Annotated in this window: 20 protein-coding genes; 14 read left to right on the top strand and 6 right to left on the bottom strand. The window is 40.7% G+C overall.

The features are described from left to right. Positions 1-108 precede the first annotated feature (108 nt). From lepB to T7867_RS04440, 4 genes are all read left to right on the top strand, one after another. Positions 109-1,290 (top strand): signal peptidase I, encoded by a 1,182-nt coding sequence (lepB, locus tag T7867_RS04455; protein WP_068216195.1) that lies wholly within the window; start codon positions 109-111, stop codon positions 1,288-1,290. Next, complete coding sequence (locus T7867_RS04450) at positions 1,290-1,727, top strand: hypothetical protein (RefSeq protein WP_068216193.1); 438 nt, start codon at positions 1,290-1,292, stop codon at positions 1,725-1,727. Before lepB ends, T7867_RS04450 begins: the two co-directional genes overlap by 1 nt. Before the next feature lie 9 nt (positions 1,728-1,736). Beyond that, positions 1,737-3,113, top strand: a complete 1,377-nt coding sequence (locus T7867_RS04445; protein ID WP_185101182.1) for a M28 family peptidase — start codon at positions 1,737-1,739, stop codon at positions 3,111-3,113. Between the two features lie 150 nt (positions 3,114-3,263). Continuing rightward, positions 3,264-4,268 carry a DUF4407 domain-containing protein gene (locus T7867_RS04440; protein ID WP_068216189.1) on the top strand — a complete coding sequence of 335 codons (1,005 nt, stop codon included), beginning with the start codon at positions 3,264-3,266 and terminating at the stop codon, positions 4,266-4,268. 4 nt (positions 4,269-4,272) lie between these two features. On the opposite strand, the gene pafA is transcribed toward T7867_RS04440, so the two are convergent. Beyond that, the gene (gene pafA, locus T7867_RS04435; RefSeq protein ID WP_068216187.1) at positions 4,273-5,895 is read right to left on the bottom strand and encodes an alkaline phosphatase PafA; all 1,623 of its coding nucleotides are present in this window, start codon (positions 5,893-5,895) and stop codon (positions 4,273-4,275) included. Between the two features lie 8 nt (positions 5,896-5,903). After that, entirely contained in the window at positions 5,904-8,555 is a 2,652-nt protein-coding gene (locus tag T7867_RS04430) for a WG repeat-containing protein (protein WP_068216185.1), read from the bottom strand. A gap of 106 nt (positions 8,556-8,661) precedes the next feature. Between T7867_RS04430 and T7867_RS04425 the strand changes: the two genes are divergently transcribed. The 3 genes from T7867_RS04425 (at position 8,662) to T7867_RS04415 (ending at position 10,531) form a co-directional block, all read left to right on the top strand. After that, positions 8,662-8,973 (top strand): hypothetical protein, encoded by a 312-nt coding sequence (locus T7867_RS04425; RefSeq protein ID WP_068216183.1) that lies wholly within the window; start codon positions 8,662-8,664, stop codon positions 8,971-8,973. 73 nt (positions 8,974-9,046) lie between these two features. Beyond that, positions 9,047-9,562: a DUF4920 domain-containing protein gene (locus tag T7867_RS04420; RefSeq protein ID WP_068216181.1), complete on the top strand. Its 516-nt coding sequence runs from the start codon at positions 9,047-9,049 to the stop codon at positions 9,560-9,562. A gap of 246 nt (positions 9,563-9,808) precedes the next feature. Then, complete coding sequence (locus T7867_RS04415; RefSeq protein ID WP_322299882.1) at positions 9,809-10,531, top strand: pentapeptide repeat-containing protein; 723 nt, start codon at positions 9,809-9,811, stop codon at positions 10,529-10,531. Positions 10,532-10,617: 86 nt separating this feature from the next. Here T7867_RS04415 and T7867_RS04410 read toward each other — a convergent pair whose 3' ends face one another. From T7867_RS04410 to T7867_RS04400, 3 genes are read right to left on the bottom strand one after another with little or no spacing between them, the layout of a single operon-like run. Continuing rightward, positions 10,618-11,412, bottom strand: a complete 795-nt coding sequence (locus T7867_RS04410) for an SDR family NAD(P)-dependent oxidoreductase (protein WP_322299881.1) — start codon at positions 11,410-11,412, stop codon at positions 10,618-10,620. Further along, positions 11,409-12,389, bottom strand: a complete 981-nt coding sequence (locus T7867_RS04405) for an SDR family oxidoreductase (RefSeq protein ID WP_068216175.1) — start codon at positions 12,387-12,389, stop codon at positions 11,409-11,411. Before T7867_RS04405 ends, T7867_RS04410 begins: the two co-directional genes overlap by 4 nt. After that, on the bottom strand, positions 12,389-13,105 hold the full coding sequence (locus T7867_RS04400) for a CPBP family intramembrane glutamic endopeptidase (protein ID WP_322299880.1): 717 nt from the start codon (positions 13,103-13,105) through the stop codon (positions 12,389-12,391). The genes T7867_RS04405 and T7867_RS04400 overlap by 1 nt, the downstream gene beginning before the upstream one ends. Positions 13,106-13,180: 75 nt before the next feature. Here T7867_RS04400 and T7867_RS04395 point away from each other — a divergent pair, with 75 nt between their 5' ends. Together T7867_RS04395 and T7867_RS04390 are read left to right on the top strand one after the other, a co-directional pair. Then, positions 13,181-13,903 carry a DUF6503 family protein gene (locus T7867_RS04395; RefSeq protein ID WP_322299879.1) on the top strand — a complete coding sequence of 241 codons (723 nt, stop codon included), beginning with the start codon at positions 13,181-13,183 and terminating at the stop codon, positions 13,901-13,903. Between the two features lie 241 nt (positions 13,904-14,144). Then, entirely contained in the window at positions 14,145-14,759 is a 615-nt protein-coding gene (locus T7867_RS04390) for a hypothetical protein (protein ID WP_322299878.1), read from the top strand. Between the two features lie 94 nt (positions 14,760-14,853). Here the strand turns inward: T7867_RS04390 and T7867_RS04385 are convergent, their stop codons facing one another. Next, positions 14,854-15,498, bottom strand: coding sequence for a peptidase associated/transthyretin-like domain-containing protein (locus tag T7867_RS04385; RefSeq protein ID WP_322299877.1), 645 nt, complete (start codon positions 15,496-15,498; stop codon positions 14,854-14,856). A gap of 139 nt (positions 15,499-15,637) precedes the next feature. On the opposite strand from T7867_RS04385, the gene T7867_RS04380 reads away from it, so the two are divergent. The 5 genes from T7867_RS04380 (at position 15,638) to T7867_RS04365 (ending at position 19,339) form a co-directional block, all read left to right on the top strand. Beyond that, positions 15,638-16,021: a metalloregulator ArsR/SmtB family transcription factor gene (locus tag T7867_RS04380; protein ID WP_288339851.1), complete on the top strand. Its 384-nt coding sequence runs from the start codon at positions 15,638-15,640 to the stop codon at positions 16,019-16,021. Positions 16,022-16,023: 2 nt separating this feature from the next. After that, on the top strand, positions 16,024-16,719 hold the full coding sequence (locus tag T7867_RS04375) for a YjjG family noncanonical pyrimidine nucleotidase (RefSeq protein WP_322299876.1): 696 nt from the start codon (positions 16,024-16,026) through the stop codon (positions 16,717-16,719). Between the two features lie 77 nt (positions 16,720-16,796). Next, positions 16,797-18,428 carry an L-glutamate gamma-semialdehyde dehydrogenase gene (gene pruA / locus T7867_RS04370; protein WP_322299875.1) on the top strand — a complete coding sequence of 544 codons (1,632 nt, stop codon included), beginning with the start codon at positions 16,797-16,799 and terminating at the stop codon, positions 18,426-18,428. 54 nt (positions 18,429-18,482) lie between these two features. Next, entirely contained in the window at positions 18,483-18,767 is a 285-nt protein-coding gene (locus tag T7867_RS19660) for a DUF6922 domain-containing protein (protein ID WP_407691167.1), read from the top strand. After that, the gene (locus tag T7867_RS04365; RefSeq protein WP_322299874.1) at positions 18,722-19,339 is read left to right on the top strand and encodes a nucleotidyl transferase AbiEii/AbiGii toxin family protein; all 618 of its coding nucleotides are present in this window, start codon (positions 18,722-18,724) and stop codon (positions 19,337-19,339) included. The genes T7867_RS19660 and T7867_RS04365 overlap by 46 nt, the downstream gene beginning before the upstream one ends. The last annotated feature ends 2 nt before the right edge of the window (positions 19,340-19,341 follow it).

Here is a 19,341-nt window from a genome sequence, read left to right as displayed (position 1 = left end):
GGGAACCTCATCAGTATTTAAGCCGTATTGAAGGGATCGGAGAATTTGAAACACCAATTTTTCACAAATTAATAATACCTTTAAAGCCGACTATTTATACCTAGAATCATGCTCGATTTTCTGAAGAGAAAGAATAAGGAGGAGAAAAAGCCGAAACAGAAAAAAGGTTTCTTTCGAGAACTACTAAACGATATACTTTTTGCGCTTATAGCAGTAACCATAATCCGTGGACTTTTTGTGGAGGCCTTTGCCATACCCACAGGCTCAATGGAAAACTCAATGCTCATTGGAGATCACCTTTTTGTGAGTAAGTTTCATTATGGAGCCAGAACCCCTCAGACCCCCATCCAATTTCCTTTAGCGCACCAAACGTTTTGGGGCATTAAGCTTTTCGGAAAAGAGGTACCGTCTTACACAGATATTGTGCAGCTACCATCTTACAGGCTGCCAGGGCTGAGAAAGCCAAGAAGAGGCGAACCTGTGGTGTTTAATTATCCGCCAGATTATAAGCAGGGTTTTCCAACCGATATGAAAACCTTCTACGTAAAACGTTGCTTGGCTATTCCTGGAGACACTTTTGAAATCAGAAATAAGCAAGTATACATTAATGGTGAAGCGGTTGAAAATCCGCCAAAGAGTTTAACAAGCTATTTTGTAGAGGCAGATAAAGGTGTTCATCAAAGGTATTTGAGAGAAATAGGTATTACTGATTATGAGGATGAGAACCCTTACGATACTTATGCTACTAACGCCATTTCTAGAGAGTACAATGGCAAATTTGGCTTCAAAATACACACCACTCCAGAAAAAGCTCAGGCTTTAGAGCAGTTGCCATTCGTTCAAAATGTTGAAGAAATTGTTTATGAAAGTGGTTCGGAATCCATGTTTGAAGTTTTTCCTCACGATCAGCTTTTCAGTTGGAGTAGAGATTTCTTTGGGCCATTGGTAATGCCTGAAGAAGGAATGACTATCGAACTCACTCCTGAAAATGTAGCGCTTTATGGCGAGGTAATTCAGCAATATGAACACAACGAAGATGTAGTTATTAACGGCTACGAGGTCTCTATTGAAGGAGAAAATATTACTTCTTATACCTTTAAGCAAGGTTATTACTTCATGATTGGAGACAACAGGCATAATTCTCTGGACTCTAGATCTTGGGGCTTTGTGCCATACGATCATATTGTGGGTAAGCCACTATTCATCTTCTGGTCTGTAGATAGAACAGACCCTAATGCTGGCTTCTTCCAGCGCCTTAGGTTCAATAGAATGCTCGATTTAATTAAGTAATGCTCAAAAGAATAATACTTATACTTCTGGTTTTTTCAAGCTCAATGGCATTCTCCCAAAACGGAGAGAATACTTGGAATACCTTATCCAAAGTTGAGATTGAAAAACGATTCGATGAAACCCTAAACTTTGAAGTAGATTATCCCACCTTTAGTGAAGAGGTAAAAAAGTTAAATGGAAAAACCATTGAGTTGAAGGGCTGGATGATTCCCTTAGAAGAACTTCAAGGCGAAACTTACTTTGTTCTGTCTTCCCTCCCTTTTGCTAACTGCTTTTTCTGTGGAGGCGCAGGGCCAGAAACGGTGGCCGAAGTATTTTCTAAAGGGAAGTACAGGTTCACTGAAAAGAGAATTACGGTACGCGGAAAACTAGAAATTAACGCAGAAGACCCAATGAAGCTCATGTACATTCTTCATGACGCAGAAATTGTAGATTAACACATTATCATGAAAAAGACCATCATCCTTAGCCTGCTACTCTTAGTGTCATTTACAGTGTTTAGTCAGGATAAAGATGCTGCTTACATCAGAAAAATTTATGACGAAGCCTTAGAACGAGGCGAGAGCTATGAGATGCTTCGCTACCTCACCAAAAATATTGGTGGTAGACTGAGTGGTTCTCCACAAGCTGCAGCCGCAGTTGAATGGAGCAGGCAGCAAATGCTGTCTTATGGTTTCGATACCGTATACCTACAACCTGTTATGGTTCCTCATTGGGTAAGAGGCGAAGTAGAGATTGGTAGAATTGTCAACTCTAGAAAGCTCGGTTCAAAGGAAATAGCAGTTACATCTCTTGGCAATGCTGTGGGGACTGGTCCAGGTGGAACTGTTGCAGAATTGGTAGAGGTGCAAGACTTTCAGCAGTTGGCAGAGTTAGGCGAAGAGAAAATTAAAGGCAAAATTGTATTCTTCAATCGGCCTATGGATGCTAAGCTGATGGATACTTTTTCTGCCTACAGTGGAGCTTCAAATCAAAGGGGAAGTGGCCCAACCGAAGCCGCTAAGTATGGAGCCATTGGAGTAGTGGTTCGTTCTTTAAGCTCATTTAGAGATGATGTGCTACACACCGGCAGCACTAATTATGGACTGAATGTTCCTAAAATTCCGGCAGTGGCCATTACAGCAAAAGACGCTGACTTCTTGAGCGATTTGTTAAAAGATGACCCAAAGCTTCAATTTTACTTTGAGACACATGCTCAAATGCTAGAAGATGTTCTATCGTATAATGTTGTGGGCGAAATTAAAGGTTCAACACACCCCGATGAAATTATAGCCGTTGGTGGTCATTTAGATTCATGGGACTTGTCTGAAGGTGCTCATGACGATGGCGCGGGCTGTGTACAGTCTATTGAGGTGCTCAGACTTTTTAAAGCCTTAGATTATAAGCCAAAAAGAACGGTTCGTGCAGTTATGTTCATGAATGAAGAAAACGGACTGCGCGGTGGTAGAAAATATGCTGAGCTGGCGGCTAAAAACGGTGAAAACCATATTGCGGCTATGGAATCTGATAGGGGTGGTTTTTTACCTATTGGTTTTGGAATTACCGGTACTCAGGTAGAGCAAGATAAATTATTGAGTTGGGCTCCTTTATTCGAACCATACGGATTGTTTCAATTCAAAAGAGGCGGGGGCGGAGCAGATATTAGCCCACTTAGAACACAAGATGTACCAACTATTGGTTTTATTCCTGATAGCCAACGTTATTTCAAATACCATCATACTCCAATAGATAACTTTGAAGCTGTAAACCAAAGAGAATTGGAGTTAGGAGCAGCATCTATGGCTGCTGTTATTTACCTCATAGATCAACACGGGCTTAGGTAGAAGATACCTGCTTTTCCTTATTTATATGTTCGATTCCCTCAATAGCCAATCTGTGGTAAATCACTACCTTGTATAATAAGGTACTAAATATTACAACATATCAATCGTTATTACGTTATTGCAGTCACTAGGTCAAAAAAAACTCAAACTATGAATACTGTTAAGCAATTCTTTTGGTTCTGCTCAGGAGCCAATATTTCCCTATTAAAACGTTGCCCTACCGAAGCTTCTAAATTCACAGGAATTGGTGCTACGGTTTTCTTTACAGGTATTTTAGCAGCCCTTTCGGGTGGTTATGCCTTCTATACAATTTTCGAAAATGCATGGTGGTCTGCGGCTTTCGGTTTACTCTGGGGTTGCATTATTTTCAACCTAGACCGATTCATTGTTTCAACCATGAAGAAGTCTAGAAAGGGTAAGGGGCAAGAGTTGCTGATGGCTTCTCCACGAATTCTTTTGGCCGTTATGTTAGCCATTGTGATATCTAAACCGCTAGAACTTAAAATCTTTTCGAAAGAGATAGACAGGAAGCTTGTATTGTTAGAAGAGGACATTTATCAAAGAGAGATTGCTTCAATAGACCAACGGTTTATTGATCAAACTCAGCTTTTACAAGGACAGATTGCAGCCTTGAATGCGGACATTGAGGCCAAGCGGACTAAGCGCGATGAATTGGCCACAATAGCTAGGCAAGAGGCCGATGGTACTGGAGGTTCTATGAAACGTAATGCTGGCCCTATTTATCAGATCAAAAAGGCCGATGCTGATCAGGCTCAGGCAGAGTTGAATGCCTCAATGCAGAATAATCAGCCGCAGATTGAAAGGCTCCAGATGGAACTAGCCGACCTCAACAAGCAGAAAGCTACAGAGCTGAGCGCAATCAAAAGAAACCCTTGGGACGGAATGGCTGCTCAGTTAGAAGCTTTACGGCAGATTTCTTTAGAAAATAGAGCAATCTATTTTGCTAATATCTTCATTATCGCCCTGTTCATAATGTTGGAGTGTTCACCAGTAATTGTAAAGATAATGGCGGCTAGAGGGCCATACGATGAACTATTGGAAGTTAGGGAGCACTTCTTTAAGAATCACAACCTTGAGAAAATTGCGCAGATGGATTATGAAACTAGGGAGAGGCTAAAGCCCCTCCTTAGCTAAGTAATTACTTTAATGCTTCAAAAACTGGCTGACCAGTAGCACCATTTGGCAAACGCATATTCATGAGCATGCTAATGGTTGGTGCAATATCTGTGATATGAATTTCTCGAACTGACTGAGTGCCTTCGCTAATACCCCAGCCATAGAAAATCACCGGAATGTGAGTGTCGTAATTCCATGGGTTGCCATGGCCAGTTCCTTTTGAACCTCCGCTCTGCCAAGCCGGATCGAAGATTAACTTCACGTCTCCAGACTCTTTTGGATGATAGCCTTTTTGCATCAAAGACCTCATCTTTTCGCTGTAGCTATTTCTGGCCAAATCGGTTGCGGTAAGTGCTAAATAAACACCAGGGAATTCCATGGCTTTTTGGCTTACAAATAGTTGTAATTCATAAAGATCCTTACCCTGATCAGCAACAACATCATGGTTAAGGAATATGTCTGTTCCACGAGCTTCAATCCACTTAGCCTCTCCGAACTTTTGGTTCAGTTGTTCTTCCACATAAGTGCCAATATCTCTTGTACTAATATTATCTGCTCTAAAGCCTAAGTCTTTCATGCGAACACTATTTTCTGCCACTGCGTGGTCGGCACTAACAAACACGGTGTAGTTTCCTTTGCCAAGCTTTGCATCTAAGGCATCTAGCAAGCGCTTAATTTCTTTGTCTAGCCTCACATAAGTGTCTTGAACCTCTTTAGATTGTGGCCCGAAGTTATGGCCGATGTAGTCAGTGCTAGAGTAGCTTACCGCTAAAAAATCTGTAATTTCATCACCACCCAAATCTTCATTCTTCACAGCTTCTAATGCCAAATCTGTTAAGATGCTGTTTCCAAAAGGAGTGCTTGGTAGCATTCCAAAACCTCCATTTTCATCTTTTAGCTTGGCCAGATCGTAAGGGAAGGTTGGGGTATCTTTCCCCTTAAACCCACCTTCATATTTCGAGTTATCGTCACCGCTTTCTACATATGACTCAATAGGCTTAATGGTGTTCCATGTTTGGCTTAGGTACTTATCTGGATTTTTCTGCTCATTAAAAGTCTTCACCCAATTTGGCAGGTCTTCCATGTAGTAAGTAGAAGTCATGAAGTTACCTGTGCGGCTATCATACCAGTAAGACCCGTCAGATAGGTGGCCGCCCGGCAAGGCAGAACCGCGGTCTTTTATGGACATAGCAATTACTTTTCCACGCTGTTGAGTAGCCATTTTAAGCTCATCGGTAATGGTTGAGCTATACAGGTTGGCTGGTGAAATAAGTCCGCTTCGGTTAAATCCGCCTACCGCTCTTACACTAGTGTCTTCGGCACAATAAACACTTCTCTTTAGCTTTCGGCTATACCAGTTGTTGTTCACAATGCCATGAACAGAAGGCGTAGTGCCGGTGTAGATAGATGCGTGGCCCGGGCCAGTGCTGGTAGAGGCGTAGTTATAGTGCCCGTTTTTGGCCATAAAGCCACCTTCAATTAGCCTTTTGAAGCCACCTTCTTCAAAGTGATTGTAGAATCGCCAAACGTATTCTTGCTTCATTTGGTCTACAACAATACCAACTATCAGTTTTGGTTTCTCTGTTTGGGCTTGCAAGTTGAAAGCTATTGCAAGCGAAAAAATACTAAGTAAAAAACGCGTCATGTTCTAATTCAATTTGCTGGGCAAGCTATTTTAAAATACTCCTCTTGCCTGAAGCTTTGTGTAAAAAGTTTATTACCTTTTTTGTCGTAGTAAATAACTACATAGATATTGGCTTCGGCCACTAGTTTTACAGCAAAATAGATAGGGTCCTTAGGAGTGCCAAGCACTCTAATGTAAGTGTAAGTAGGTTCAATAATCTGGCCCATAGATTCACTATAAATACCTTGTCCTGTCTCTGTGGTAATGAATAAGGTCTTGTCTTCTTCTCCTACTTCAATAATTTCCCAATCGGTAATTCGCTCGTAGAGTATGTCTTCATTTTTGATGTTTTCAAGTAACCACTCGTCTTCAATTCTTACTAAAGCAATGGAATCGTTGAAATAGGCCACCTCGTCAAACTCAAAAGCGGTTAAAGCCTTGTTTTTGGTATTAATAAAGCCTTTGTACTTGTCTTTTACCGCCACCATTACGGTATCAGTGTACGGCTCTATTAGCTTTTCATATACAGGTGGAATATTAATCTGCTTGGCTGGGTTAATAACCCCAAACTTTCCTTTATCTAGGGTGCTTACATAGCCATCTTCGTTGGAGCCAATACCATCATAAACAAAGTTGAGCAAATAGTGGCCTGTGCTATCGGCTAGTGCGGCATTTCTTTTCTGAAGACGTAGCATATTATCTTCAAGAGCCACTACCTCATTGAAGGTGGCCGAAAGAATTTCTCTGCCAAACTCGTTATACACCTTTCTATAGTTTTTGAAATTGCTCAACATGAAATAATCATGGACTGCTGGCTCTCCTGTTTTTACATATGACTGAGGTATTAAGAGCTTGTAGCTCCAGTCTTTTTCCATGGTTAGCTGTTTGCCATTTTTGAACTGTGCCAATAGCTTGTTGCCAACTTGTAGCATTACCATATTTTCGCCAAGAGTGGCTACAGAATCAATTTCTTGCTGAATGGATGACGAACCGAGTTGGTCATATAGCGTCCACTTTTCTTCCTCTTGTAAAGCCAGCCATTGCTGGTTGCTTTTTACTTGGGAGAAGGTTTTGCCGCTTAATTCTGGATATCGATCGTGAAGTACTCTAAACTTACCTTTTTCCTTCAACAGCCAACCATAAGCTTCTTCATAAATCTGATGTTGCCCAAAGGGAATAACCATTCTGAGTTCATCATCTAGTATAGCTTCTTGGCCGTTTCGGCTTACCCAGATTCTACCATTTCCGAGCAATTCTACCTCATCATAAGCAAACTCAATAGGAGGAGTTTGGCCATCTAATGCCGGAAAAAGTACCTCTGGAGACACTAGTGCAATTCCGTCTTCCTTTTCTAGCCAAAGAAAGCGGCCCAATGTGTCTATTAAGGTAAACTCATTCTCTAGATAACGCAGTCCATTAATGCTTTCCAATCCAAAAAATCCATTTTTTGCAGTTCTGATCATCGATTCATTCAGTACTTCAATGGCCTCTTTGCGCTCGTTAATAATCATCTCTCCCGATTTATGGAATAGGCGCTCCCCATCTTCCGCTTCTAAAATGATGAAGCCGAAACCCGCATCTCTGGCATTTGCGAAATTTCCAGAATAAAGTAAGTGCCCGTCTCTACTGATAATAGCGCTTTCTTCGAAATAGCTTCCTACAACAAAGTCTGCAATAGTAGGCTCACAAAGACAGTTTTGAGGCACCGTTGTAAGCTTGGTTTTCAGCATAGAAGTACCGTTGGAGTTAACAAACTCAATGGTGTTGTCCGTAAGTTTGGGTACCCAATAGTCTTTTTCTAACTGTTGAACATTTCTGATAGAATCGTTCCAATTCAGAGAAGGGAAGTATTTCAAAAATTCATCTGTTCCGTATTTCTCTTTAAAAACATGGTAAATTCTTTTATACGCTATTTGCTGAAATTCTTCTGAAGGATACTCCTTTAAGAATGCCTCGTAATCTGCTATTCTGTTAGTGGCGGTCCTTATTTTGAATATTTCAGGAATAATTTCATCTCGGTAAGGAGTACCTGGAAACTCATCTAAAAACGACTGGTAAGAAGCCAGCGTTCCGTCTTCTGTTCGTTCTTCATAAATCAAAAGTTGATACAGTGAATCTGCTTCATTATATTCTTTAGCCGAAGGAAAGGCATCGATAAAGTTTTTGTAGGCTTGCCAAGTATGGTCTGCTTGAGCTGCTTTGAAAGTTAGGCTGTGAATTCCTGCACGAGCCTGAGGAATTTGCTCGGCATCTGAGTGTTTTTCAATGAAAGCTTCATATTCAGCAATAGTATGTACCTGAGCCACCAGGTCGAACTTTAGAGCATCAACCTTATCTTTTTGAACTTCCAGATTGGCCGAGTCAACTTGCACATCCTTTAGGTCTTCTAAATCCTTTGGATCGGAAAGTGATTTAAACTGAGCAATAGCTCTAGTAATGTAGCTGAACGCCTCGTCTACATCGTAGCCATGGTAGAGCGAATCGGTGTGTAAAACCGAATATAAGTAATAAGCAGCTGGATTGAGGGTGTCTTTTTCAATCGACTTATCGAGTGCCTCAACGGTCTTTTCAATATCCCTTTTTTCGTACATTCTGAAGGCTCTCTTAGGCACTTCTATACTGAAAAAGGTGATGAACAGAATCAGTGAACTCGCAAATACTTGTTGGCCTCTGGTTTTCATTTCAATCGGATGACGGCAAAAATAACAAACGCTTTGGCAATCGGCTTGTTTGTAAGGCACTGATCGTAAAGGAATTTTATTGGAAACGCTTTATTTTGCCTTTGTCATGTCAATCAACAAACGAATAGCTGAGGTTATTAAGTCTTTCGGAGATAGTGAAAGTGCTTTTGCCAAGCGTTTAGGGGTAAGTTCTTCCGTTATGTTCAACATAGTAAACCCAAAAGGAAGAATGAGTTATCCGAGTGGCCCAGTGCTTGAAAAACTACTAGCGCTAGAGTTAGATGGCAAACAAATTTCAGCCGAATGGCTTATGAGAGGAAATGGTGAAATGTTTTCAGAAGGAGCTGCCATTGCAACTCCAGAAGAAGCTTTGGAGTTTTTAAAACAGTCGATAGCCGAGTTGAGGAAAAGTCACTAGTGCTAATGAAATTTTGCCCTTCTTTAGTCTGAGATACAACTTGTTATTAAATTCGCATCAAAACTTGAAAGAAATGAAGAAAGTATTTTTAGCAGCCCTAATGGTGATGGCGGTTTGGGCTTGTCAAGCAAAAAAAGAAGAAGCTACTAAAGAAGCATCTGCAGATGTTGTTGGTACTTATGGTGCAGAAATTAGTGAAGAAGGAGCAATTTCTGTTAACGATATGATGGCTCAACTGAATGATTCAGACTCTGTAATGGTGAAAGTAAAAGGAGAAATTACCGCTACTTGTGCCATGAAGGGTTGCTGGATGAATTTGGTGCTGCCTAATGGTGAGGAGATGAGAGTAACTTTTAAAGACTACGCTTTTTTTGTGCCTAAAGAAGGAATGGAAGGTAACGTAGCCCTTATTGAAGGTGTTGTTACTAGAACCCTTACCGATGTTGAAACTTTGAAGCACTATGCAGCAGATGCTGGCAAGCCTGAAGAAGAAATTTTAGCTATTACTGAAGATAAAGAAGAGTTGGCTTTTGAGGCAACTGGAGTAATTATCTACAAAGGAGAGGAAGAAAAAACAGCTTCTCTTTAAATTATAGCAGACACTTAAGACTGTCTTGTAAAGCTTTTTACTAATCGTCACCCTGAACTAGTTTCAGGATCTAAGTTCAAAGAACAGATGCTGATATAATTTCAGGATGACGATGGGGAAGCTTTGCGAGACAGTTTTTTTATGCCTTTACGCAACCTATCACTCGGTTTTTTCATCATTATGCTAGTGCTTGTGTAACGTTTTGCTCGTTAGCAAGTCTTTAAAAAACCAAAAACGTTAAAGGTCATGCAAATTCAAAAACTCTTAAAAACAACAACACTAGCTTTACTTCTTTGCCTCTTTGCAGGTCAACTCCATGCTCAAACTGTGGTTAAAGCCTCAGAAATTATGGAGGCATTAAAGAGGGGCGAAGAAGTAAGCTATACTAATGCTACCATTCAAGGAGTGCTCGATTTCACTTTTATGGAAGAGAAGCTTCCCGATTTACCCACCAAAAGAAGATGGTGGAAAGATGGAGGTGATAATACCGTGAATGAAGACATAGAATCTAAGGTCTCTTTCATTAACTGTACTTTCGAAGATCATGTAATTGCTTATTACCATGATAAGCGAACTGAATATACTTTCACTGCAGATTTTGAGAAAGATGTGAAGTTTGAAAAATGTCAATTCAAACGCGATGCCATGTTTAAGTACTCCAACTTTGAAGGTGATGCGGTTTTCGCAGGTTCAACTTTCGATGAAGAAACAACCTTCAAATATGCCGAATTTGACTATTCCGCAGATTTTTCAAGCACTCGCTTCGATGAAGATGCTATTTTCAAATACACTAAATTCCGCGATGGTGCCAGCTTTAATGCTGCCAAATTCGAAAGGTCTTTGGATATGAAATACACTAAGGTACGTGGTGATTTCGATGTGAAAGATATGGATGTTCGCTGGGACATCATCACCAAATATGCCGAAGTAAATGGAAGAAGCTTTTCTAGATACTTATTAGACAACTAAGTTACCTATAAATAAAACCGAGAGGCCGTTCTAAGTTATTGGAATGGCCTTTCTTGTTTTATGGTTCTCTAGTTATAAAGAATCTCCTATTTGCTGTTTTTCACGAATTGTTTGGCCAGAATATTAAGCCTTGTTCTGTAAGGTACTACGGTTCCAATTCTTTTATAGAGTCTCGGGAAGAAGCCCGGAATAACTACTTGCTTGCCTTGCAGCATTTTGTCTAAGGTGTAACTAGCCACTTGCTTTGGTGTTCTGCTAGAAAGTCGAGCCATTAAACCTAGCTCTTTCTCCCTTTGCATTACATCTGGGTTGGTTGGCACAGAAGCTGGGCAGAGCACGGTAATTTTCACTGAAGAGCCTTCTAACTCCTTATTCAGCGATCTTGAAAATGAAAGAACAAACTTCTTGCTGGCAGAATAAATTCCCTTGAAAGGAATATCATAAAAAGCGGCCATACTGGCTACGTTAATGATGTTGGCTTTTTCTTGAGCCATCATCATAGGAAGAAACAAATGCGTGAGGCCTACCAACGAAACCATATTCAACTGCATTTGTCCTTGATAAAACTCCGCAGGTCTACTGACAAAGGGACCTGAATTGCCTAGGCCAGCATTGTTGATCAGCAGATTTACCGTAAAGTCATTATCATTACACCATTTTAATATTTGCTGTGGAGCACCTTGATCCATCAGGTTAATACCTAACAAGTGAAAAGACTGCTCTGGATATTGACTGCTAAGCTGGTTGGTTACTTCTTCTAACTTTGGCTCGGGCAAGGCTACGAGTAGTACATTGTCCCCACGTTCGGCACATTCTTCGGCAAAGGCTCTACCTATTCCATTGCTGGCTCCGGTAACTAGGGTATATGTGGGTTTACTCATTTGAATAGCCAATTTACAGTTTCTTCAATTCCATTTTTAAGTGGAGTTATTTCGTAGCCCAATTCCTTCTTCGCCTTTTCGCTAGAAACCCTCCATTCGTAGTTGTACTTTCTTACCCAACCTGGAGTAATCATTGGCTGACGGCCAAACTTCTCTGCCATAAACAGTTGAATCTTTCCAAAGGCAAGCATAGCACCAAGAGGCATATTGTACAACTTGTGTTTCTTTCCTCCAATTTCTGCAATGGTATCAAAGAGCTCGTAGTAGGTGGCATCTTCTCCGCCCAGTAAATACCTTTCGCCTGCACGACCATTTTGCATGGCCAGTTTGTGTCCGTTGATTACATCTTCAACATAAACATAGTTTCCTGTGCTCATGCCATCGCCAGGAATAAACTTCCACTTACCTTCAATGTACTGTTTTACCAGTTTGGTGACAGAGTTGCTGACATTCAATGGTCCTGGGCCATAAACCCTAGTTGGGTTTACAATAACCACATGCTGGCCATTCTGAACATACTCTTTAATCTTTAGCTCAGACTCGTACTTTGAGCTTTCATAAGGAGTAAAGAAATCTACCTTTCTCGGGGTATCTTCATTTACCGGGCCATCTACCGCAGGACCAATTACTCCAGCAGTGGAAGTGACCAAGGTTTTCTTTACCCCCCTTTCTTTAGCAATGTCCAGAATGTTGAGTGTCCCATTAATATTAACTCTCTCGAAGGTATCGTCTTTGGCCCAAACGCTGGCAAAAGCCGCCAAGTGATATACTTCATTACAGCCTTCCATACCTTCGTGCAAAGCTTCTTTAGAGAAAAGGTCTCCTTCTACAAATGAGATTCTTTCATGCTGAAGGTCTTTGGCTTTACTTTTCGACCTGATGAGGGCGACTACTTCGTGACCTTCGTTGGCCAAACTTTTGGCTAGTTTCTGGCCAATAAAACCAGTGCCTCCGGTAATGAATATTCTTTTCGACATTAAATGACTTTCATTTCAGGGTGATGCTTCAACGAGAAGAAGAAGTTGGACAAGGCCAATGTTATATGGACGAAGAAAGCGACCCAAATGGTACCCGTAGTAAGGGTAATTAAACACAAAACCACTCCGAGAGGAATGGCTCCAATAGTTTCTTCAAGGTTTTTAGGTACGTGTACCAAGGCATAAATTGCCGCATTTAAAATTATGGCAGGCCATTCACCTAAAAGAGGAACTGTAGCAAAAAGCAGTAGCCCTCTGAACATTAATTCGTACCCGAATAAGTATGATACCCAGGTAAGTGCATTGGTGAATACCATCTTTTTAGTCCATTCTTTCTCGCGCACATTCGGATAGAAGGCCAGATTCTTCTCCTTTTTAGAGTTGAAGAAATTCATAGGAATGATGATACAAGCTAAACCGCCAATCCATGCTAAGCTGGTGGTGTGATTTTTAAAAGCTACTCCATAAGCTTCAAGACCCTTTCCGGTTATTATTAGGAGAATTATGGCTGGAATAATTCCTATGGTAGTGGCGCCAAGGTAGCGAGTCATCCAAAGGAATTTGGTATTTCCCCTTTCTGCGCCAAACTTTGCAGTGTACTTAGCCTTAACTTTGTCGGAAATAGAAACGAAGTGATAAACACTGAAACCAATGGTTACTAAAGCAAAAGCTAAGGTGGGTTCCAGATAAGTTGAGTTCCAGGCCGGAATATTCATTGAGTCAGTGTGAAGATAGTGCGCAAAAATAAGAACATCTGCTAGAAATAGGCAGCGAGCTTCCTAAATTCAACCATGAGAAATTGCTTATTCATACTTTTTAACATACTGCTGACTCTAAATGTCAGTGCTCAGGAGATAACAGGGCAAGAGTTGCTGAATAGAGCCATAGCTTTTCATAATCCCTCAGGCAACTGGAATACTGCCAAAATTGACCTGATTATAGATATGGAAACACCAGGCAATTCTGCAAGAAGAAGCCAAATGACTATAGATAATAAGAAGGGTAGTTTCTATCTGAAAATGCTCAATAGCGGAAGTCTTTATGAGTATTGGGTAGATAAAAATGATTCTACCGAACTCCTCTACAATTTTATGGCTCCTGATTCGCTCCAAGTAGATTCGCTGAATCTTACCAAGGAAAGAACACTTAGGTGGAGAGATTACTATACTTACCTCTACGGTTTACCTATGAAGTTGAAGGATCCGGGCACTCAGGTTGATCCGACAGTTCAGAGAACACAGTTTATGAGCCAAGAAGTGCTGGCGCTTAAAGTGACTTATGATGCCGCAGTGGGTGAAGATATTTGGTATTTCTACTTTAACCCAGAAACCTATGCTATGGTAGGCTACAGATTCTATCACGATGAAGCCGCCAATGATGGAGAATACATTGTGCTAGAAGGCATGGAAATTCAAAATGGCCTGCGCATTCCTAAAAACCGAACATGGTACACGAATGCCGATAATAGATTGTTGGGAACTGATTATTTGATTGAGATGAAGGTGAACCGGTAATTTCTAATTCACACTTCCAGTGCAGCTGCCTTTGTTGGTCTTGTGACCGACAATCTGATGGTTGGTTGCTCGTTGGTGACAACACCAACGAGGGCTAGGGGGAGCTGATTGTTTGATGGGACTTATTTGAGACAAGAATTTTCTTTTTTCAAAAGCTCTTTAGTTAAGAACACCATCAAGGGAAAGAGTAGTTTAAGAATTTATTCGATTATATTGGAAGATGATTATAAGTATGGTTGTCATGCGGTACATTATTATTTTATCCATATCATTGACTTTTTTGGTTCCAACGCAGACTTTATCACAAGAAGAGATTAAAAGGTTTGATAATTGGGTCTATTGGGAAGAAGGTAATCCTTTCAGTAGCTATTTTTATAATATTGGGTCGTTAAATGTCAAATCCAGCCAGAAGGATCGATTACCTTTATTTAAACTATCTCTTTTGGAAATGATCGATTCTAATGGGAAGAAAAACTATCGTGTTTTGTATAGTCTGGATAAACTCCTTTTAGAAAATACTGACCTAGATAAACTTCTTCAAGGAGGTACAAACGATTTAGAGATAAAGCTGCGAATAGATAAACGTGAGCAACATTATCAGCCTGATAAAATCTTTGCTGTCGAGGGTGATGATGGCAAAGTAGCGATTATGTTCGGATCAGTATCTATATACGCTAAAGGATCGAAATTAAGTTCTTATCCAGATTTTTGGTTGGCTGATTTTTGCGCAGCTGCAGGTGAGAAGCTTTACATTGAAATAAAATACGACAAGTCTGCTATCTTAATGACCGTTGATATAACTGATTTTTCAAAGGCTTATGAATATTTTAGATATAAAATTGCTGAGGAGAAATAACAATTGATAATGTTTCCTCTGCCTTTGTTGCTCTTGTGACCGACAAACCTCAGTGTAATACATGTTGGTGACAACACCAACCAAGGCTACCAATCTACTTCTTCTTTTTCAGAGAGTTAATAAACTGGGCCCAGGCAAATGGGTTAAGCAGTGGGTTGGTTCTTGGGCCAGTACTATTTTGCAGGTTTTGGAACTGCTGATTCATCATATACCGGTAGTTCATGCTTGGTGAACCTTCAAGTGGCATGGTTCTTACCAATTCCTGAATAATACCTGGTTCATAGCTGTTCAGTACATTCTCTTGTTCCTGACTAAGGTTCATGGCTAGAATTGCTTCTTTGAATAGCTCTTCCGAAGGGAAAGGATTCACCTCAACATCGGCCAGTTGGGTGACTTCTTCTTCCAAAGCAAAAATAACCGTAGCTCTATCTCCAAGAGAGTCTGGAACAACTACTTTCTCATTCTTAAAACCTATGGCACTAATGGTAAGGGTGTCGCCAGCAATAAATGCTTTGCTAAACCAACCTTTGAAGTCGGTAGGGATACCACGGCCTCGCTGATCGTAGATATGAACTCCTGGAATAGACATTGTGCTATCTGAGTTCATTACTAAACCAGACACTTGAACCACATGAAGTTTTTCCTGCTCTTGGGCTTGTGCCTTGACCGATAAAATAACCGCAAACACAATGGTGAGAAGTGAAATTTTAACAAATGTACTTTTTAGGTTCAATCGCATATTGGTGTTACAAACGTAAAGAAAATCAAATAGATATGCCTGTTTGATGAACTGAACGACACAAACTTAACCAACAGTTAAGGAAAATTGATTGGTGTATTCGATTAATTCTCCCCAAATTAACAAGAATTAACCCGTCATGAGACTTAAGAATTTCAGCCTCACATTTGGTAGCCAAATCTTTAAATCGGTCTCTGAAGAGTCTAGGGTGCGAATTTTACACCTGCTCTACAGAAACGGAGAACTCACCATATCTGATCTGGAGCATATTTTAGAATTTACTCAGACAAAAACCTCTAGGCACATCACGTACTTGAAAAACTCAGGGATAGTCAGTGCCAGAAAAGTAGACCAGTGGGTGTTTTATAGCATTCGTGAAGAGGTAGAGGAGATTATTCACCGCATCTTCGAGTTTTTAGTGAAGGACGGAACTTTGCAGAAAGATCAGCAGACCTATGAAATTTTGGCTTCAAATAGAGAGCTAGCGCAAAACAGATTTAACAATCGGGAGTTCTACAAATAATCTTGGCTTACTACAAACATATTTTCTTCGACCTAGATCATACCCTTTGGGACTATGATGCTAATGCATCGGCTGCCCTTTTCGAGCTGTACGATCATTACAAATTTTCAGATTTAGCCATCTTCACTAAAGAAGAGTTGGTACGAACATTCTTTGAAGTTAATTACGAACTCTGGGGGTTATACAATAACCATAGAATCGGAAGGGGAGATATTCGCAAGAGAAGGTTTCCTCAAATCTTTCAGAAGCTAAGGGCTGATATTAAGCACTTGCCAGAAAACTTGGAGTCTGAGTACATAGGTTTAGCGCCAACCAAGCCGGCTGTATTCCCTGATGCCTTTGAGGTGTTAGATTATTTGGCCGGAAAGTACAAGCTGCACCTCATTACCAATGGCTTTAATGATATTCAGCAGACTAAGCTTAAGTATTCCAAACTGGAGCCATACTTTGGTCATGTGGTAACCTCTGAATCGTCTAAGGCCAGAAAGCCAAACAAGAGAATTTTCGAAGTAGCTTTTGAGCTTACAGGAGCTTCAGTTTTTGACTCTATCATGATTGGCGATAATATAGATGCCGATATTGCCGGGGCGCAAGGCATAGACATGGATCACGTCTGGTTTAACCCAAAAAGGGAAGTGCCGAAATTCAAAGTTCAGCATGAGATTTCGAACCTTCTGCAACTCAAATCTATTCTATAAATAGGGATTGGTTTCCGATCCTTAGGCGAACTCTTATCTTTGCCGCAATAGAAATGTATAACCATAAAAAGTAAACTATGGCAACAGGTTTTTTTAATGTACCGGTAGCGAAAAACGAACCTATCAACAGCTATGCGCCCGGCACAAAAGAAAGAGCCAGTCTTCAGGCAGCCATTGCCGAGGCTCGTTCTAAACAAATTGACGTTCCAATGTATATCAATGGAGAAGAAGTAAGGACCGATAAAAAGGTGCCTATGTCTCCTCCGCATGATCATCAACATATTTTAGGATATTTTTCTGAAGGAGATGCTTCTCACGTTCAGGCTTCAATCGATGCGGCAATGGCTGCTAAGAAAGATTGGGCTGCTATGAGCTGGGAAAACAGAGCGTCTATTTTCTTGAAAGCTGCCGAGTTGATCGCTGGTCCTTACAGAGATAAAATTAATGCTGCTACCATGCTGGGGCAGTCGAAAAATGCTTTTCAGGCAGAAATTGATTCAGCATGTGAAATCGTTGACTTCTTAAGATTCAACGTGCAGTACATGACTGAGATTTACAAGCAGCAGCCAGATTCAGCAGCTGGAATATGGAACAGAGTTGAGCAGAGACCACTGGAAGGTTTCGTATTCGCTTTAACTCCTTTCAACTTTACTGCCATTGCAGGAAACTTGCCAACTGCACCAGCCATGATGGGTAACACTGTGGTTTGGAAGCCTGCGTACACTCAGATTTATTCTGCCAATGTATTAATGGAAGTATTCAACGAAGCAGGTGTTCCTCCAGGGGTAATCAACCTATTCTACGTTGATGGTCCAACTGCTGGAGACATCATCTTCAAGCACAAAGATTTTGGTGGAATCCACTTTACGGGTAGTACTGCGGTATTCCAACATATTTGGAAGACCATCGGTGAGAATATTTACAACTACAGATCTTACCCAAGAATTGTAGGTGAAACTGGTGGAAAAGACTTCATCATGGTGCATGAGTCGGCTAAAGCTAAGCAAGTAGCTACTGCCATCACCAGAGGTGCTTTCGAATTCCAAGGCCAGAAATGTTCTGCAGCTTCTAGAGCTTACATTCCGTCTAACCTTTGGGAAGATGTGAAGAAGTACGTTCAGGAAGACCTGAAGACTTTCAAAATGGGTGGAACTGAAGACTTCTCTAACTTCATCAACGCGGTGATCGATGAGAAAGCTTTTGACAGAATCGCTAAATACATCGATGAAGCGAAGGCAAGCGATAAAGTAGAAGTGATTGCTGGTGGAAACCACGATAAGTCGAAAGGTTACTTTGTAGAGCCAACTGTGTTGTTGACTACTGATCCGAAGTACACGACTATGTGCGAAGAAATCTTCGGCCCGGTGATCACCATCTATGTATATGAGCCGAAAGACTACGAAGCTACATTGAAGTTGGTTGACGAGACTTCTCCTTACGCATTGACAGGTGCTATCTTCTCGCAAGACAGATATGCATTAGAAGTAGCAGTAAAAGCGCTGGAGCAATCTGCTGGTAACTTCTACATCAACGATAAGCCAACAGGAGCAGTTGTAGGTCAGCAGCCGTTTGGTGGTGCTAGAGGTTCTGGAACTAATGATAAAGCTGGTTCAATGATTAACTTATTGAGATGGGTGTCTCCAAGGTTGATCAAAGAAACATTCGTTACACCAGAAGATTACAGATATCCTTTCTTAGGAGAAGATTAAGATTGATAAATGAAGCCAGCTTAACCGCTGGCTTTTCTTTTTGTATCTTTCGGTATGCATTTGAGCGAAAATCTTTTTTGGGATGTCGATAAAAGTGACCTGTCCTATGAAAAACATAGTGGGTTCATTATTACCCGTGTTTTCACAAAAGGAGATTGGAGTGATTTTAAGCAGGTGCTCAATTACTACGGAAGGGATAAGTGCCTCAGCGCACTCAAGAATACACGCTACCTCGATCCAAAAACGCTTTCGTTTTGCTCACATTATTTTGGAATAGACAAATCTGAATTTAGATGCTTCAGAGAAAGACAGTTGAGTCCGGCACCCTGGAATTATTGAATGCTTTAATGCAATTGGAATCACTGTCTGACTTTGCTCTAGGTGGAGGGACTGCCTTAGCTCTTCAGTTTGGGCATAGGATTTCGATCGATTTGGATTTGTTTTCAGTCAATGAGTTTGATTATGAGTCTACATTAAACTCAATTCGAAATGGGTTAGAAACTGAAGTTTTAGTTCAGGGAAAAGCAAAAAACACTTTGAACCTGACCATCAATGGAATTAAAGTAGACTGTTTATCTCACAGATATCCTAGTTTAGGTAAAAACTCAACTACTGAAGGTGTTAGGTTTTTGAGTATTGAAGACATTGCTGCGATGAAACTGTCAGCTGTAGCTCAAAGAGGTTCCAAGAAAGATTTTTACGATTTAGCGGAATTATTAAAGCATTACGCTCTTAAAGAATTGACCCAGTTCTATTTTTCAAAATATAGGGAAGAAAATCAGTTTTACTTACTCAAGTCATTGAGTTATTTTGACGATGCTGAAGAAGAGCCGTTACCAAGGCCTTTGAATGCTATGACGTGGGACGATGTGAAGTCTCATATTATAGAAGCAATTCAAAAAATGAAATAAGA

This window comes from Roseivirga spongicola (genome assembly GCF_034376045.1).
Lineage (GTDB): Bacteria > Bacteroidota > Bacteroidia > Cytophagales > Cyclobacteriaceae > Roseivirga > Roseivirga spongicola.
The sequence above is the reverse complement of the archived record's forward strand: the minus strand, read 5'-3'. Positions and strand labels throughout refer to the sequence as shown.

Coding starts and splice junctions, on each gene's coding strand:
- lepB (WP_068216195.1), top strand. CDS start 109: ATGCTCGATTTTCTGAAGAGAAAGAATAAGGAGGAGAAAAAGCCGAAA.
- T7867_RS04450 (WP_068216193.1), top strand. CDS start 1,290: ATGCTCAAAAGAATAATACTTATACTTCTGGTTTTTTCAAGCTCAATG.
- T7867_RS04445 (WP_185101182.1), top strand. CDS start 1,737: ATGAAAAAGACCATCATCCTTAGCCTGCTACTCTTAGTGTCATTTACA.
- T7867_RS04440 (WP_068216189.1), top strand. CDS start 3,264: ATGAATACTGTTAAGCAATTCTTTTGGTTCTGCTCAGGAGCCAATATT.
- pafA (WP_068216187.1), bottom strand. CDS start 5,895: ATGACGCGTTTTTTACTTAGTATTTTTTCGCTTGCAATAGCTTTCAAC.
- T7867_RS04430 (WP_068216185.1), bottom strand. CDS start 8,555: ATGAAAACCAGAGGCCAACAAGTATTTGCGAGTTCACTGATTCTGTTC.
- T7867_RS04425 (WP_068216183.1), top strand. CDS start 8,662: ATGTCAATCAACAAACGAATAGCTGAGGTTATTAAGTCTTTCGGAGAT.
- T7867_RS04420 (WP_068216181.1), top strand. CDS start 9,047: ATGAAGAAAGTATTTTTAGCAGCCCTAATGGTGATGGCGGTTTGGGCT.
- T7867_RS04415 (WP_322299882.1), top strand. CDS start 9,809: ATGCAAATTCAAAAACTCTTAAAAACAACAACACTAGCTTTACTTCTT.
- T7867_RS04410 (WP_322299881.1), bottom strand. CDS start 11,412: ATGAGTAAACCCACATATACCCTAGTTACCGGAGCCAGCAATGGAATA.
- T7867_RS04405 (WP_068216175.1), bottom strand. CDS start 12,389: ATGTCGAAAAGAATATTCATTACCGGAGGCACTGGTTTTATTGGCCAG.
- T7867_RS04400 (WP_322299880.1), bottom strand. CDS start 13,105: ATGAATATTCCGGCCTGGAACTCAACTTATCTGGAACCCACCTTAGCT.
- T7867_RS04395 (WP_322299879.1), top strand. CDS start 13,181: ATGAGAAATTGCTTATTCATACTTTTTAACATACTGCTGACTCTAAAT.
- T7867_RS04390 (WP_322299878.1), top strand. CDS start 14,145: ATGCGGTACATTATTATTTTATCCATATCATTGACTTTTTTGGTTCCA.
- T7867_RS04385 (WP_322299877.1), bottom strand. CDS start 15,498: ATGCGATTGAACCTAAAAAGTACATTTGTTAAAATTTCACTTCTCACC.
- T7867_RS04380 (WP_288339851.1), top strand. CDS start 15,638: ATGAGACTTAAGAATTTCAGCCTCACATTTGGTAGCCAAATCTTTAAA.
- pruA (WP_322299875.1), top strand. CDS start 16,797: ATGGCAACAGGTTTTTTTAATGTACCGGTAGCGAAAAACGAACCTATC.
- T7867_RS19660 (WP_407691167.1), top strand. CDS start 18,483: ATGCATTTGAGCGAAAATCTTTTTTGGGATGTCGATAAAAGTGACCTG.
- T7867_RS04365 (WP_322299874.1), top strand. CDS start 18,722: ATGCTTCAGAGAAAGACAGTTGAGTCCGGCACCCTGGAATTATTGAAT.